Origin of the sequence: Bacillus sp. FSL R5-0654 (genome assembly GCF_038008745.1) — a bacterium.
In the GTDB taxonomy this organism is placed as follows: domain Bacteria; phylum Bacillota; class Bacilli; order Bacillales; family Bacillaceae; genus Bacillus; species Bacillus safensis.
The window spans coordinates 517,670-533,586 of sequence record NZ_JBBOZV010000001.1 but is presented as its reverse complement, the minus strand read 5'-3'; the positions used below and the strand labels follow the sequence as shown (position 1 = coordinate 533,586).

Below are 15,917 nucleotides of genomic sequence, written 5' to 3'. Positions count from 1 at the left end.
TTGGTCTTTAGTCAGAATGTACGATATATTTATTCACAGGCCGTCCTACCCCGCCATATTGCATATCTAATTTCAGCTCGCCTTCTTTAACGAGAAAGTCTAAATACCGGCGTGCCGTGACGCGGGCAATGCCAAGTGCATTGGCGACTTCTTCTGCAGACTGCGCGCCTTCCTGCAAGCCCATATACGCTTTAATTTCGTTCATCGTATGCACATTCAGCCCTTTAGGAAGCCAAGTATCTTCCTGCTTAACAGCAGGCTTTCGTATGATATCATCGAGCATCTCCTGAGAGAATTCTGCTGCAGTTTGGATTTTTGATTTAAACGCCTTATAGCTTTCAAGTGATTCTTTCATTCGTTCAAATTTGAATGGTTTAATAATATAATCCCGCGCACCATTTTGAAGCATGATGCCGATGGTCTCTTTGTCCTTCGCTGCAGAAATGACAATCACGTCCACTTTCATCTTCTGTTTTCTGATGTCTTGCAGCGTTTTGACGCCATCCTTTTTTGGCATATAGACATCAAGTACCACGAGGTCTGGACGAATCTCTTTGATTAGCTGGATGCCCTGCTCCCCATTTCCAGCGACAGCTGCGACTTGAAAGCCAGGGACACTCATAATGAACTCTTTATTCACTTCTTGCACCATTGGGTCATCTTCAATTAACAGCACCTTAATCTGAGTCATCTGTCTCTCTCCTCTATGGTCATTGGGAATTCGATTGAGAAGGTGGTACCAATACCGATGCTTGATGTGACCTCTACATTTCCCATCCCTTTGTCGATAATCGTTTTTACAATGTACAGGCCATAGCCTGTTCCGCCCTCTTTGCCATGTGTGAAGCCTTTATCGAAAATAGAAGGAATCATTTCCTCTTCGATCCCGGAGCCATTGTCTTCAATTAAAATCGCGATGACATCCTCCGTTTGATCGATACTAATGGAAATGACTTTTGTGTCTCTTTCTACAGTATCATACGAAGCAAAGGCGTTCTCAATGAGATTTCCGAGCAGCTTTGTCATATCATGCTGATCAAGCCGTTCAGGGAAATCACGCAGACAGCTATGTTCATCTACTTCGACCATGATACCAAGCTCCTTGCCCCTTCTGATTTTGCTCATCAATAACCCTGCGACAGCATCATGCTCTATGACGCGATGAAGAAAGTCCGTCACATGTTCCTGCTCTTCTGTTGTTTGAAAGGCTAGATCGAGCGCCTGATCGGCTTTACCAAGCTGAATCAGCCCGGCAATCGTATGAAGCTTATTCATATGTTCATGGTTTTGCACCCGCAAACCGTCCACAAAGTTCTTAACCCCTGTGAGCTCCTCCGCCAATTTTGCCGCTTCTGTCCGGTCCTGAAAAATGGCGACCGCTCCGATGATCTTCTTTTTCATGACTATCGGAATCCGGCTGCTCATGATCCGCTTTCCGCTCATATGGATTTCTTCATTGTAGACGGGTTCTGCGCGATCAATAATCTCAGGAAGTCTCGTATCAGACAGCACACCCCAAATATTCCGGCCCACGACATCACCTGTTACGCCAAAAATCTGCTTCGCCTTCTCATTAAAAATGGTGATCATGTGCTGATTATCAATGGCGATGACCCCTTCATTAATAGAGTGAAAGGTTGCAGTGCGTTCCTCTAGCATTCTGACAATCTCATGCGGCTCCAGCTTAAACATTTGCTGTTTAATATGACGGGCGAGCAAAAATGAACCCACAAGCCCAAAGCTGAGCGTCAGCAGGAGGATCATGAGGATATCCTGCTTCATTTCTCCTAATATATCTGCCATACTTGGCAGAGTTCTTCCTACAAGCACAACCCCTGTTTGATTAAATTGATCATCCTTGACTGGATAAAAAGCTCTGATGGCTGTTCCAAGCTCTCCCTCTGCTTCTGAGAAATAAATATGCTCTGCAAAAGCCGGCTCTTCATCAGTTCCTTCTGAGCGCTGGCCAATCCTTGTTTTCACTGGATGCGTTAATCTCACATGATCCATATCCATCACGACAATATAGTCAGCGTCTTGAATAATCCGAATCTCTTCGATTGCATGCTGTAATTGATCACGATCCTTTGTCTGATCAGCTAACGCCTGCTTCACCTCATTCATCTCAGCCACGGTTCTCGCCGTGTTCATGAGTCTTTTTCGAAGCTCCCGTTCCTCTGTTTGCTGAATTCCCCCAACAAGGATAATCCCTCCGATTAAAAGGGCGAAAATGACAACGAAATATGTGAGGATGGTAAGCTTCCATCTAATAGATAATTGTTGTAATTTCAATCGATTTCTCATCATTTTTTCACCTGTATCTTTACGGATTCTTCCTCTGTCAAGTATGCTTGACATAAGGGGGATCTGACGCATGAAGAATTTACTCGCTTATACACTATTGCTCATGATCGGTTTTGTAACCGCTTTATACTTTGGTTTTTATCATATGATGCCAAAATCAGCGACAACCTTTGATGATGAACAGACTGGACTGAAGGACCAGCTTGTGTTCAAATTCAGCCATGTCGTGGCAGACAATACACCTAAAGGACTTGCCGCAAAGAAATTTGCTGAGCTCGTGCACGAAAAATCCGATGGAAAGATCAGCATTCAAATTTTCTCCAACGGAAGCCTTTATTCTGATATTGAAGAAATAAATGCACTCAAAGAGAATCAAGTTCAATTTATTGCTCCGTCTACCTCGAAGCTCGGCATGCTGTCCCCTGAGTGGCTGGCACTTGATCTTCCCTTTGCTTTTTCAAATTACAATGCGGTTCAAGAAGGCCTGCAAGGTGCAATTGGACAAAGGTTGTTTGGCACGCTGCAAAAAGATGGGTTAAAGGGAATGGCTTATTGGACAAATGGCTTTAAGCAAATTACCTCTAATAAAGGGCCCATCAAACAGCCGGCTGATTTAAAAAACCAGTCTCTCCGCATTATGCAAAGCGACATGATTGAAAAACAATTCAAACTTCTTGGCGCAAAGCCCTATCAGGAATCATTTAATTCAACGTTTCAGCTATTAGAATCAAAAAAAGTAGACGGTGAAGAAAATACCATTTCAAATATTTATTCAAAAAAATTCTATCATATACAAGACTATATGACGATCAGCAATCACGGGTATTTAGGCTATGTGGTCTTAACAGATCAATCCTTCTTTGACCGCCAGACACCCGAAACGAAACGGATTTTACTTGAGGCCATGGAAGAAACTACGGCTTGGAATGAAAAGCATGCAGAACAGATGAACAAAGATCAGCTGGAGGACATTAAACGTGAATCGCCGATTGCCATTCATGAATTGACGCCAGCTGAAAGACAAAAATGGATGAAAGCCCTGGATCCTTTGTATGATGAAGCCGAAAAAACGATCGGCTCCACCCTCATCAAACAGATCCGCGAACTGCGTGCACGTTATGAACACTCACCTATTCATGCTTTTCAGGAAGAGGATGAGAGCAAATAAAAAATCCCTTTGATATGGGATTTTTTTATGCGCCGGACTCACTCTGTTCTTGCTGCGTGAGCTCTTCTAATCTTGTTAAAATTCTTCGCTTTCGGTATTGCATCATGCCGGTTTCGGCAATTCCTTTTAATTGTGAGCGGTTCGAAACGGCACCAAACAAAATCCCAGCGATGGGAACAAGCTGAAATAGTTTCTTCCAGCCGAACGAATCCCGGTAATTATAGACGACCTCACGCCACCCTTGGATTTGGGAAATCATGTTTTCATGCTTCCCTTCGGATGCATGATAGCTTTTGAGTTCTTTTAGAATCGATTTCTTTCCAACGACATCCGCAGAGTTCAGCTGCAAGCATTTAATGATGAAGACCCGCTCCTCTTTGTTTTTAGGATCATAGCCATAGGTGACGGCAATATCCTGTAATGTTTTCAGAGAGAGGCCCAGGACCGCAGGAATATCAGCAGCTAGCGTAAACATTCCGCCGACACCAGTTGTCGCCCCTTGCACAGTCGCGAGATTCGTTCTGTTTTTCCCCATATGTTCACTAATGGCATCCATCATTTCGATTGGGGCCTTTCCAATATCCTCTATGCGCTGAATGGATTCGCCCTCACACTTCTTTTGAAATTGATGAATGATGCCTTTTTCCGATGTCAAATAGGCACCGCCAGATTGAATGTAATGACCCATTTCATCAAGCAGCACACCGATTTTTTTCTGAATAAAAGCAGGCGTCAGCTTGTCCAGCATTTGAAATGGAAGGCGGCTGAGTTTCTCCCAAAACCATACCTTTTGCTGGTCTTTCTCCCACTTTTCGATCTCCTTTAATTGTGCTTTTAGCCATTCTCTTTCCTCCATGCCATATGCCTCCTTAGATGCCGCTGAAGTATTTGTCTGTTATTATACACAATCCTTGTCCATCATACGTATAGAACATTGAAGCGGTTCCGAAAGGTTTTAATCTTTTTCAAAACGGTTATTGCTTAATAAACAAACAAAAGAGGAGTGATCAACATGTTAGGATTTCTAATTTCATTAGTTGTGGCGATTGTCATTGGTCTCATTGGGAGTGCACTCGCTGGAGGCAGTGTACCAGGAGGATGGATCGGTTCAATGATTGCAGGACTTGCAGGTGCTTGGATTGGTCATGGATTGCTTGGAACGTGGGGTCCTAGTCTGGCAGGCTTTGCGATCATTCCAGCGATCTTAGGAGCAGCCATCTTTGTCATTATTTTAAGCCTGATCTTCCGCAGCGTGGGATCAAGGGTATCTTAAAAAAACAAATAAAAGAGGAAGCAGTAGGGACACCGTCTAAGGGACGGTGTTTTTTATGTTGCGCGTTGACAAGGTATCTATTTTTTTCACTTACATATGATAAACAAACCTATTAGTTCAGATAGTTGACTTTTCATGAAGATGGGCATATGATGATTAAAAATTGCATGAAGGAAACTTTTTGTGCCCAAGCAAAACTTTGTAGAATCTAGGTGATGACATATGACAAACAAATACATCGAGGCACAGGCACACATGTCAGCGGCAGCTGAGCGTGCACTTGAAGGTAAGGTCAAAGGATTTAGAAGGCTTCTTCCTTTTCTAGGCCCTGCTTTTATCGCAGCCATTGCATATATTGATCCAGGGAATTTTGCCACCAACATTGCGGCTGGCTCTAAATATGGATATCTTCTCTTATGGGTCATTCTCATATCAAATCTCATGGCGCTGCTCATCCAATCCTTATCCGCAAAGCTTGGAATAGCGACAGGGAAAAACTTACCTGAAATCGCACGTGAAGAGTTTCCAAAACCCGTCTCCATCGGTTTATGGATTCAGGGAGAACTCGTTATTATTGCCACAGATTTAGCTGAGTTTATTGGAGCGGCACTTGGTTTATACTTGCTCTTTCGGATTCCTTTGCTTGAAGCATCTATTATTGCAGCCATCGGATCATTTGCGATTTTAGAATTGCAAAGACGTGGATATCGAGCATTAGAAGCCGGCATCACCGGCATGCTGTTCGTTGTCGTGATCGCTTTCGCTGTGCAAACCTTTGTCGCCAAGCCTGATATAGGAAGTGTCGCAGGCGGGCTTTTCATTCCAAAATTTGAAGGCACAGATAGTGTACTGCTTGCAGCTGGAATTTTAGGTGCCACTGTGATGCCGCACGCGATCTATTTACATTCAGCATTAACCCAAAGAAGAGTCGTCGGCAGAACGGAAAAGGAGAAAAAACAGATTTTCCGCTTTGAGTTTTTAGATATCCTCATTGCGATGCTAGTCGCTGGAGCCATCAATGCCAGTATGTTGATTGTGGCAGCCGCTCTATTTTATAAAAATGGTCTCTTTGTTGAAGATCTGGATGTTGCGTTCCAGCATTTTAGCACACTCGCAGGTCCTGTATCAGCTATCTTATTTGGTGTAGGCCTGCTTGTAGCCGGACTATCCAGCTCTTCTGTCGGTACATTGTCAGGCGATATCATTATGCAGGGTTTTATTCAATACCGCATTCCACTGTATGTCCGCCGGCTGATTACTATTATTCCCCCTATTGTGATCATTGCATCTGGGGTGAATCCGACATCCGCACTTGTGATGAGTCAGGTGGTCTTATCCTTTGGTATTGCCTTTGCTTTAATTCCGCTCATTTTATTTACAAGTAAAAAACGAATTATGGGCGAATTAACGAATGCCCGCTGGGTAACAGGAATATCTTGGGTGATAGCAGCTCTTGTTGTCGCACTCAATCTCTTTTTAATTGTGGATACATTTATGTAAAAGACAGTAGTGATGCTGTCTTTTTCTTTTCATATGGTTATGGTAAAATTCCCCTGAGAGGATGTGGGCACATGTTTTTTTATCAAGATCAAGAGATATCCATGCGGCTGCTTGAGCCAAGAGACGCACGAAGTCTATATTTGCTCATTCAGCGGTCAAGAGAGCATTTACGTGAATGGATGCTTTGGGTGGATTCAACGAAAACAGAAGAAGACAGCATGGCGTTCATTCAAGGCGCAATGCAGCAAGCCATGCAGAACAACGGTTTTCAAGCGGGCATCTGGTCACATGGAGAACTTGTCGGGATCATCGGCACCCACCAAATTCATTGGATCGACAGAACTGTTTCAATTGGCTATTGGCTCGGAGAAGGCTATCAAGGAAAAGGCATTATGACAAAAGCGTGCAAAGCAGTCATTCATTATTTATTTGAAGATTGTGGACTGCACCGCATTGAAATCAGGGCTGCTGTCGATAACCTGAAGAGCAGACGCATCGCAGAGCGATTATCCTTTTCGCTTGAAGGCATTTTGAGACAATGTGAATGGCTGGGCGACCGCTTTACGGATCATTGTGTATACGCCCTTTTGCAGCCTGAATATATGAAAGAAAAAACGCATTCTATGAATCAGCCCACGTAATTGTGTCGATTGCATGAATTATTTTACAAAGTGAAGCTTTGTAGTATCGATTGCGATCAGCATCTGATAAAATAGAAGGAAAAATCGAGGTATGAAGTATGTCTCTTATTATTTTATTTTACTTATGGATTGTCCCATTATTATTTGGCATTTTCTTCTCATTCTTAACAAAGAAAGCCACATACAAACGCCGCTTTGTCCCATCATATAGCATGGCAGGACTCAGCATCGTTTTTCTTATTCTGGCACTTGTCTTTTCAGCCAGTCATTTTCTATTCATTTGCGGTATGTTCCTATTTGCCACCACCCTTGTCGGCACAGGCATCCCTTTATTTTTAGCCTTTACAAAAACACCATCATAAACAAAAACCACCTTTTCGCAATGGAAAGGTGGTTTCTTTTTTATTGATTTGGCATTCTGTAAGTCGCGGTGGCATCTTGATTGGCTTCAATTGTTTTCACAATGTCTTCAAGGATCTCTGCTGCACGATCGTTTGAGTCATACTTACCGAGCGTCTTGACCCAAGTATCGCTTCCTGCGATCATCCCTTCAATCTTTTTGCCGGCTACTGTGATTTCGTGGACATGAACGAAACTTTGCTGGTTTTGTGTGAAAATCCATAGCATGGTTTTAGCTCCTTTTTATTGGTTTATTTTAACACATTAATTTCTGACGGGAATGGAATGGCTTGTGCAGGTAAAAATCAAGGTGACTGTTTCATTCAGGTTTGTTGTATTTTTTAGCATCTTTTTAATTTATCGTCTATCATAATCGTAATTCCTTCTACGAGTTCACCAGTATTTTCATTTTCAAACTTCTCAGACAGGATGCTTATTTTATGGTCACTCATTGTTTTCTCCTCAATTGCTTTCGAGATCTAACAAATCTACTTTATTTTTTATCATACCAATCTCTTTACCAGCAAAGAATGAAAGAAAACGATGGACCATTAGTCCATCGTTCTATTAAACTCTCTAGTTATAAAATCAATTCCTTTTCATCTTCTAAAAACTCTTCTACAAGTTCTTTAATTGTATTTTGTGAATCGTGAGGGTAATAAAATGCGTCTGAAACTTTTCTAAAAAAATCATACATATTTTCGGGTGTATTAAAGATTGAAAAAATATTTTCAATTTCTTCAAATATGTTTTCATCAGTTGAATTAGTATAAACTTCTTTCATAGTGCTATATAGCCACTTATGATACTCTCTCTTCATGTCTTCCGATGATTTGTCAGAGACTATGCTTTCAAGTATATGATCTACTTTAACTTCTTCTTGTTCCCAAGCTAATTCAAGGATTAATTCATTGTTAGCATTAGGGTTGTTTTCTAGATATTTAACAGCATAGTTTGTTACTTCTATTGCCGAAATTAAATTAAACTGTCTACCAACAAACAGTGTAGACCAGTTACAATCAAAACCATTTTTCGTGATTATATCCGTTTTATACAATTTTCTATTTCCCCCATTGATTTATTTTTCCTGTCACTTTGCCACCAGGTATAAAAGTTCTATGGGTTACTGTATTCGTTGTTGGATCTACCACCCATTCAAACACGCCATTCCTTATTTCTTTCGACTGTAACATTTCTGGGGCGTTGTTCTTTACTTTTACATATTTGGTTTCGTACTTAACCACCGAGCCCTCTATTTGATACAACGAATCCATATGGCCTTTTCTATTTGGTAAATCAAATCTCTTAGAATGAACTGCGTAGTTGTCAATTATATCATTAAAGCTATGATAAAAATCATCTTTTAAAGCACTACCTACTCGTGGATTATCTAAAACTGGATGCTTAAGTTCTCTCGTACTCCTAATCCCCATCTTCCCATGAAACCCTTTAGCCCCAAACGGCAAAAGCATTCCAAGAGCCGCATTCATACTCGCTTCCTGCTGTTCTTTTGAGATCTTGTTTCCAAACATGTCTCGGCCTGTAATTGCTTCGCTGAATCCGTTGGTTGCAGTGAGGCCATATAGTCCTTTTTGAGATGTTTTTAAGGCGTCAAAGGATTTTTGCGATGTCTTGTAGATGTCGACTGCCCTGACTGCAGCTGATGTGGCTTGGGTGGTTTTATAGACAGCTTTTCCGCCTTTGAAAATACGGCCTGCCCAGCCGACGATTGGGATGTAGCCTGCGGCTGCCATGCCTCCTGCGGCGACTCGCTGTCCTGCCGTGAGCTCTTCGCCTGTGATTGGATCAACGCCTGTTGCGGCACGTTTTGCATCGTTCACACCAGTCAGTTCATTCACGATGTTTCCACCATAATCGAGTGCTTTTTCATACCAAGGGCGGTTGGCGAGTGCTTCTTGTTCCTTTGCGATTTCGCGGGCTTCTTCTTGTTCTTTTTTGATGTTCAGATATTCAGAAGTTTGCTTCTCAATATCACTTTTTGCCTTGTAGATTTCGCTATTTTGATCAAGCTGCAATGCTTTTCGATTGCTTTATTGTCTCTTTCGAAACAGAACACTGTTAGCTGAATAAACACCACCTTACGCTATTCGCTTAAATAGATTTTGAAATGATGACTACACTCCGAGAGGATGCCAATTACAGTCAATCATCAATTGAAATGAAAAACTGTCCTCGATACGGCTGCCGCAGACCAGCTGCTATTCAGGCTCAGAATGTCCCTCTCGTATAGCCACATTCCTCAACACTTTTGTTCCAGATACGCCATTGATAAGGGAGAGGCGCGTCTCCCAATAAAAAAGGGGACACCAACCAAGGCACTTAGAGTGCTCAATACGTTCGTTTTGCTTGTCTCTATCATACGATGAACCACTCAGGAAAAAGATTCCCATTTTATCGGTTTTTTCTCGGTATGAAAGCCAATAAACACAAAAACCTTGAAAGGCATATAGCCAGTCAAGGTATGATAACAATAACATTATATTTAGAAGTATCAACTACTTCACCTACTGATTTATCTGAGAGAATATCATAATTGTTTTATATTTCTTTCTAATATAATAAGGCTATTTTAAAGTAACTCCACTCCAACTTGTTTATAAAATTTAACTTTTAGCTTCTCTTCTTCGCCCACATTCATTACCATAGCATTGTCATCTTTTTTTATACTTGTTACATTATTAAAATCACCTGTAAATACTATAGAATCATTAAATGTAATACTTAGACTACTCGTTTGTTTATATACATCTAAAGTTAAAATCACCTTGAAATTTTGGTCATCTTTGTAAGTATAGATTAATTCTCCATCATCTATATTGCCTGTTATACTCACCGGCTCACTTTGAAAAAGTTCTAATAGATCATATTCATCATACTTGATAAACATTCGTATTCATCCTTTTATTAATTATTTCGGTATAACTGTGATAACATCGCCAGCTTCATTTATAATTACTTTGACATCCATTGTTTCATGAACAAACGTTCCGCTTCTATTACCAGGTATCTTTTTCGTATTCATTATAGCGTCTTCAATAACTGAAGGTGGAATATTTCTTGGATCAACATATTTTTTGATGAAATCACTAAATTCTTTTGTTTGTGGTTTAAATCCTAATTCTTCAGCTTTTTTAATTGCTCTACTTGTTAAAGTAGCTTGTACTTCAGGAATATCAGGTGCCATTCTTTCCAAAGCATGCTGAGAATACTTTCTTCCATTTATTTCTCCTCCACCTTTTGACATATTCCAACCAATTTCACCCGTACCCTTAATCCCCATTTTACCATGAAACCCTTTCGCTCCAAACGGCAAAAGCATTCCCAGCGCCGCATTCATACTTGCTTCCTGCTGTTCTTTTGAGATCTTATTTCCAAACATGTCTCGGCCTGTAATCGCTTCGCTGAAGCCGTTGGTGGCTGTGAGACCATATAAACCTTTTTGAGATGTTTTTAAGGCGTCAAAGGATTTTTGTGATGTCTTGTAAATGTCGACTGCCCTGATCGCGGCTGATGTGGCTTGGGTCGTTTTATAGACTGCTTTTCCGCCTTTAAAAATGCGTCCTGCCCAGCCGACGATAGGGATGTAGCCGGCTGCTGCCATGCCACCTGCCGCGACTCGCTGTCCTGCGGTGAGTTCTTCCCCTGTGATTGGATCAACGCCTGTTGCGGCACGTTTTGCATCGTTAACACCAGTCAGTTCATTGACGATGTTTCCACCATAATCGAGCGCTTTTTCATACCAAGGGCGGTTGGCGAGTGCTTCTTGTTCCTTTGCGATTTCGCGGGCTTCTTCTTGTTCTTTTTTGATTTTCAGATATTCAGAAGTTTGCTTCTCAATATCGCTTTTTGCCTTGTAGATTTCGCTATTTTGATACGCTTTCTTGTCAAAATTCATAGGCGAAATCGCTTTTCCGTCATTTGTTGCATTCATCATTTCAGCGTACAATGCCATTGTAGCTTGCTGTTCCGTTTCTGACAAAGCATATTCATCTTTTAAATTTTGATCAAGCTCTCTCAGATCTTTGACCGTCTTTTTTCGTTCATCTTCCGCATCTTCTATTTTTTCATCAAAGGTTTGGCTATCAAATACCTCTAGGGAAATGAGGTCATCAATGTCTTGAAAAATGGTTTTGAGTGCCTTTTTTTGATCCTTCACAATGCTTTTGGCATTCTTGATACCCATATGTACCGCATTATCTAAAAAGTGTTCTTCTACAAAGGTATCGCCGCCAAAGGTTGTATCATCCAGTGTCCCAGAAACACCTTCATGAAAGGCTTTTTGCTTATCAATGAAGCTGATAAACATGTCTACATTTCCGGCGAGCTCTTTATAGAAGCTTTTAATGTTATCGGCACCTTTCCCAGTAAAATCATCACCGAGGTTGGCAACACCTTGTAATGCCTTTTTTAAATCTACCATTTGTTCACGGAGTTCCTGATAGTGTTTTGCCCTTGTGTCCATAGCACTTGTTAGTGCTTTTGCATCAAGTATCTTGCCCAGAAGAAGTCACTCCCTCCATTATTGATCATAAAGTCTATTTTACCTTTCTCAACGAATTGGAAAAATAGGCTTTAAGTTACAAAAATAATTTCCATATATTTTTAGAGGCAATAAAACAAGTGATAATTGAAATGTTTTTTCCTTTCATCACAAAAAAGTCAGTCCTCTTTTGAGAGGACCGACTACATTTAGTTTAGAAAAAGCGTTTTAAACTTTTCTTGAGTGGAGGGATATCCAGCTCGCCTTTTTCAAAGAATTTTTTCAGTAAGTACTTACTAAAACCAGCTGCTTGTGTGTACGTAATTTTCCCAGGTAACGGCGGTTCATTGGTGACAGCAACATCAATAATGACGGGTTTATCTGATTGAAGGGCTGTATCAAAGGCTGGAGCTAGTTCTTCATGTGATGACACGGAGATTCCTTTGCCGCCACATGCTTCTGCGAACTTAGCAAAATCAATATCTTCCAGCTCTATACCATAATTGATGTTTCCTTTTACCTGTTGTTCATATTCGATCATTCCAAGGTTGTTGTTGTTTAAGATCACAACAACGATCGGTAGTTTATATTTTACCGCTGTCACAAAGTCTTGCATGACCATTGTGAAGCCACCATCGCCGCAGACAGCAACCGCTTGACGATTCGGTTCATTTAACTTAGCAGAGATCGCTCCAGGCAAACCACAGCCCATTGTGGCAAGCCAGCTGGAGATGATGAAATCCTGCTGTTTCATTTCGAAATGGCGGGCCATCCATACCGTTACATTCCCTACATCAACAGAAAGAATGGCGTCGTCTTCAACTGCTTCTTCTAGTCTAGCAATAACTTGCTGCGGTTTAAGTGGTGATGTGGCAACGGATTTTTCCTTATCCATTTCTTCTCGCCATTTCATCATATGCTCTGTACAAGCTTCAAGGAAACCACGCTGCTCTTTATATTCAATGTAGGAGGTCAGTTCCTGCAAACCACTCTTGCTGTCACTCACGATTCCTACGTCTACTGGATATCTTTTACCGATTTGATCTGGTTTAATATCCAGTTGAATGGCAGGTGTGTCCTCTGGTAAGTAGTCTCTATATGGAAAGGAGGTTCCAAGCATAATTAAAAGATCACACTCTTCCATCGCTTCATAAGCTGGCTTCGTTCCAATTTGACCTAGGTTTCCTAAAAAGTATGGATGCCTGTCTGGCACAACCCCTTTTGCAGGAAGTGTGATGACGATAGGTGCAGCAGCCTTTTCTGCAAATGAAAGAAGCTCTTCTTTTGCATTTCGTAATCCTTTACCTGCTAAGATGACTGGCTTCTTCGCATTGTTAATTAGCTGTGCTGCCTTTAGCAGTTGATCTTTCTTTGGACGTACTTCTCCCTCAACATAAAGAGGAGATGTATAAACTGGCTTACGCTTAATTTTTTGAGAAAATAAGTCATCTGATACGGTGAGAACAGCCACCCCTTTATGGGTATAAGCTGCTTTAATGGCTTGATTCAATAAATCAGGCAGCGCTTCTGCTGTTTGTACCTGCTGATTAAAGACAGCGACGTCGTCAAACATCCGCTCTAATTTGATTTCTTGAAATGTGTCTCTTCCTACTTCATTCGACGCAACCTGCCCTGCAATTGCTAAAACGGGTGCGCCATCTGCTTTTGCATCGTATAGTCCATTTAATAAGTGGACAGCACCCGGTCCAGCGATGGATAAGCAGACACCGAGCTTACCTGTTAGTTTGGCATCAGCCGCCGCTGAGAGTGCCGCCACTTCTTCATGTCTCGTTTGTATAAATTGTATTTGGCTTGATTCATGCCTAAGCTCTTCAATCAATTCGTTTATGCTGTCGCCGGGCATTCCATAAATATGTTTTACGCCCCACTCTTCCAGTAGCGCTGTTACTTCTTTTCCTGCGGTTCTTTGCGGCATGTGAGAAAACTCCTTTTTTCTTACTCCATACCACCGCACCCTTTTGATCAAACGTTTCAACTTGCTGCTACTTTTTAAAATGATATGGAAGGGTGGCGACCACAATATCCCGTTTCCATAATAGACGGAATCTTAATAAAAAGGCAGATTGGTTATGCAAGATCGTATGCCATCTTTTTTTCGGGATAAATTGAGGCACAAGCACCATCACTTTATATTGATGCGCATTTGCTTTAGCCTCAACCGTTTCAAGAAATTTATCAAGCGGATGAATAAGACTTCGATAAGACGAATGCAATATCACAAGCCGCACACCGCTGTTCAGTTTTTCCCAATCCGCTTCAATTTTCTTATCTTTTTCTTTATCAAAAGATACATGAACTGCTATGACTTGCTCTGATAAGGATTTTGCATATTGAACAGATTGCTCGACGACACGTGTTACTCCTGCTATTGGCACGATGACCACATTTCCTTTAATCTCAACAGGCTCTGTTTCATTCATTAAACGCAGTTGTTCTCCGACAGACAGATAATGCTTTTTTATGGAATGAAAGATCAATAGCACAATTGGCATGAAAACAAATACTGGCCATACAAGATGGAACTTGGTCAAAATGAGAATCATGAGAACCGTGAAAGAAATCAGTGCTCCGACTATATTGATAGGCATTTTCGTTTTCCAGCCCTGCGGTTTTTCACGAATCCACTTCACACACATACCGGTCTGTGACAAGGTAAATGGAATAAATACACCGACAGCATATAGCGGAATGAGGTGTTCCGTTTTCCCATCAAACAACCAAATGAGCAGCATGGAAGCTACACCTAAAAAGATAATGCCATTAGAATAACCAAGTCGATCCCCTCTTACTGTAAACATGCGCGGCATATATTTATCCTTTGCTAAGTTGACCGCCAATAAAGGAAAGGCGGAAAAGCCGGTGTTTGCCGCTAATATCAAGATTAAAGCTGTGACAGCCTGAATGACATAATAGAAAAATGTACGTCCAAATGTATCTGATGCAATTTGTGATACAACCGTTTCTTCTGGCTTTGGTGAGATGCCAAAACCAAACGCAAGCAATGTCACACCCACAAATAAAACAGCTAGTAATCCACCCATCATCAATAATGTTCTCGCTGCATTTTGTGCAGCTGGTTTTTTAAAGGATGGAATGGTATTTGAAATGGCTTCTACCCCAGTCAGTGCTGAACAGCCAGACGAAAATGCTTTTAATAAAAGAAATAATGTAATGCCAGGTACATGTGTGCCGATCGCTGTATGCTCAGGTGCTGGAGGCACACCTCCTGTTAATAATTTAAAGCCGCCGACTCCAATTAATATAAGGAGTGATATGACAAACAAGTATACGGGATAAGCCAAAATAGATGCTGATTCTGTCAATCCACGAAGGTTGAGCACCATAATCAAAATGACCAATACAATTGAAATCAACACATGATATGGGTATAGTGCCGGAAAAGCCGATGTGATGGCATCGGTACCCGCTGATATGCTCACTGCTACAGTCAGAATATAATCTACAAGCAATGATCCGCCAGCGACCAGTCCTGGCTTTTCACCTAAGTTTCTGCTAGAGACGACATAAGCCCCTCCGCCTTCTGGATAAGCATAAATAATTTGGCGGTAAGATAAAATTAACGCCATTAAAAGAATTAATACACAACCTGCAATCGGGAGTGAGTACCAAAATGCTGCTGCACTAACAACGGAAAGAACAATTAAGATTTGTTCTGTACCATATGCAACGGATGACAATGCGTCTGATGACAATAATGCCAATGCTTTGATTTTTGATAGTTTTTGTTCTCCTGCTGCCTGTGATTTTAATGGTTTCCCAATTAAAATACGCTTCATCAAACTGTACATGTGATGCCCGCTCCTTTAGTGTCAAACGATTTAAGTTACAAAAGATGGATCGCCAAAAAGACACAGAGGCAATAGAATGCCCCTGCGTCTATTGTTTAGATCACAGGTTGGTCTTTGCTCTCTTTAACGCTTACGAGGTTAGCTGACGGATTCGGGCGCATGAGACTTTGCCCTACCTAAAAAGGATTCACCCCACGTGGTGTCCTGCACCACTAATGGTTCCCCCGCTCATTGAAATGATTCAGCGATTGGTCTTTTATAAAAGAGATCATACTCCCGTTTGACACCAAAGTAAAGACAT

Annotated in this window: 14 protein-coding genes, 1 pseudogene and 1 riboswitch; of the genes and pseudogenes, 5 read left to right on the top strand and 10 right to left on the bottom strand. The window is 41.3% G+C overall.

All coding sequences use genetic code 11. The features are described 5' to 3' along the window. Positions 1-7: 7 nt before the first annotated feature. Both NSS76_RS02540 and NSS76_RS02535 read right to left on the bottom strand, forming a co-directional pair. On the bottom strand, positions 8-691 hold the full coding sequence (locus NSS76_RS02540) for a response regulator (protein WP_024425373.1): 684 nt from the start codon (positions 689-691) through the stop codon (positions 8-10). After that, positions 688-2,307, bottom strand: coding sequence for an ATP-binding protein (locus tag NSS76_RS02535; protein WP_427305608.1), 1,620 nt, complete (start codon positions 2,305-2,307; stop codon positions 688-690). The genes NSS76_RS02540 and NSS76_RS02535 overlap by 4 nt, the downstream gene beginning before the upstream one ends. A gap of 67 nt (positions 2,308-2,374) precedes the next feature. On the opposite strand from NSS76_RS02535, the gene NSS76_RS02530 reads away from it, so the two are divergent. Then, positions 2,375-3,472 carry a DctP family TRAP transporter solute-binding subunit gene (locus NSS76_RS02530; protein ID WP_133744979.1) on the top strand — a complete coding sequence of 366 codons (1,098 nt, stop codon included), beginning with the start codon at positions 2,375-2,377 and terminating at the stop codon, positions 3,470-3,472. A gap of 25 nt (positions 3,473-3,497) precedes the next feature. Here the strand turns inward: NSS76_RS02530 and NSS76_RS02525 are convergent, their stop codons facing one another. Continuing rightward, the gene (locus tag NSS76_RS02525) at positions 3,498-4,328 is read right to left on the bottom strand and encodes an EcsC family protein (RefSeq protein WP_073203922.1); all 831 of its coding nucleotides are present in this window, start codon (positions 4,326-4,328) and stop codon (positions 3,498-3,500) included. 156 nt (positions 4,329-4,484) lie between these two features. Between NSS76_RS02525 and NSS76_RS02520 the strand changes: the two genes are divergently transcribed. The 4 genes from NSS76_RS02520 to NSS76_RS02505 all read left to right on the top strand — a co-directional run bounded on the left by NSS76_RS02520 (position 4,485) and on the right by NSS76_RS02505 (position 7,248). Beyond that, complete coding sequence (locus NSS76_RS02520) at positions 4,485-4,745, top strand: GlsB/YeaQ/YmgE family stress response membrane protein (protein WP_003214275.1); 261 nt, start codon at positions 4,485-4,487, stop codon at positions 4,743-4,745. A 222-nt stretch (positions 4,746-4,967) separates the two neighbouring features. Continuing rightward, positions 4,968-6,245: an Nramp family divalent metal transporter gene (locus NSS76_RS02515; protein WP_122631451.1), complete on the top strand. Its 1,278-nt coding sequence runs from the start codon at positions 4,968-4,970 to the stop codon at positions 6,243-6,245. Positions 6,246-6,316: 71 nt separating this feature from the next. Then, positions 6,317-6,886 carry a GNAT family N-acetyltransferase gene (locus NSS76_RS02510; protein WP_024427358.1) on the top strand — a complete coding sequence of 190 codons (570 nt, stop codon included), beginning with the start codon at positions 6,317-6,319 and terminating at the stop codon, positions 6,884-6,886. Positions 6,887-6,984: 98 nt separating this feature from the next. Continuing rightward, positions 6,985-7,248 carry a hypothetical protein gene (locus NSS76_RS02505; RefSeq protein WP_008346966.1) on the top strand — a complete coding sequence of 88 codons (264 nt, stop codon included), beginning with the start codon at positions 6,985-6,987 and terminating at the stop codon, positions 7,246-7,248. A gap of 40 nt (positions 7,249-7,288) precedes the next feature. Here NSS76_RS02505 and NSS76_RS02500 read toward each other — a convergent pair whose 3' ends face one another. From NSS76_RS02500 to NSS76_RS02470, 7 genes and pseudogenes are all read right to left on the bottom strand, one after another. Continuing rightward, a complete protein-coding gene (locus NSS76_RS02500) occupies positions 7,289-7,513 on the bottom strand; it encodes a hypothetical protein (protein WP_073203917.1) in 225 nt (74 codons plus the stop codon). A gap of 352 nt (positions 7,514-7,865) precedes the next feature. Next, positions 7,866-8,342 (bottom strand): DUF2247 family protein, encoded by a 477-nt coding sequence (locus tag NSS76_RS02495; RefSeq protein WP_212049115.1) that lies wholly within the window; start codon positions 8,340-8,342, stop codon positions 7,866-7,868. A 4-nt stretch (positions 8,343-8,346) separates the two neighbouring features. After that, a pseudogene (locus tag NSS76_RS02490) lies at positions 8,347-9,309 on the bottom strand (pre-toxin TG domain-containing protein); the annotation flags it as partial. Between the two features lie 566 nt (positions 9,310-9,875). Next, the gene (locus tag NSS76_RS02485) at positions 9,876-10,193 is read right to left on the bottom strand and encodes a hypothetical protein (protein ID WP_025093598.1); all 318 of its coding nucleotides are present in this window, start codon (positions 10,191-10,193) and stop codon (positions 9,876-9,878) included. Between the two features lie 21 nt (positions 10,194-10,214). After that, positions 10,215-11,768 carry a ribonuclease YeeF family protein gene (locus NSS76_RS02480; RefSeq protein ID WP_151863164.1) on the bottom strand — a complete coding sequence of 518 codons (1,554 nt, stop codon included), beginning with the start codon at positions 11,766-11,768 and terminating at the stop codon, positions 10,215-10,217. 232 nt (positions 11,769-12,000) lie between these two features. Then, entirely contained in the window at positions 12,001-13,722 is a 1,722-nt protein-coding gene (locus NSS76_RS02475; RefSeq protein ID WP_044335042.1) for a pyruvate oxidase, read from the bottom strand. 67 nt (positions 13,723-13,789) lie between these two features. Next, positions 13,790-15,616 carry an APC family permease gene (locus NSS76_RS02470; RefSeq protein ID WP_025093601.1) on the bottom strand — a complete coding sequence of 609 codons (1,827 nt, stop codon included), beginning with the start codon at positions 15,614-15,616 and terminating at the stop codon, positions 13,790-13,792. A 112-nt stretch (positions 15,617-15,728) separates the two neighbouring features. Beyond that, a riboswitch (cyclic di-AMP (ydaO/yuaA leader) is annotated at positions 15,729-15,873 on the bottom strand. Positions 15,874-15,917: the final 44 nt, after the last annotated feature.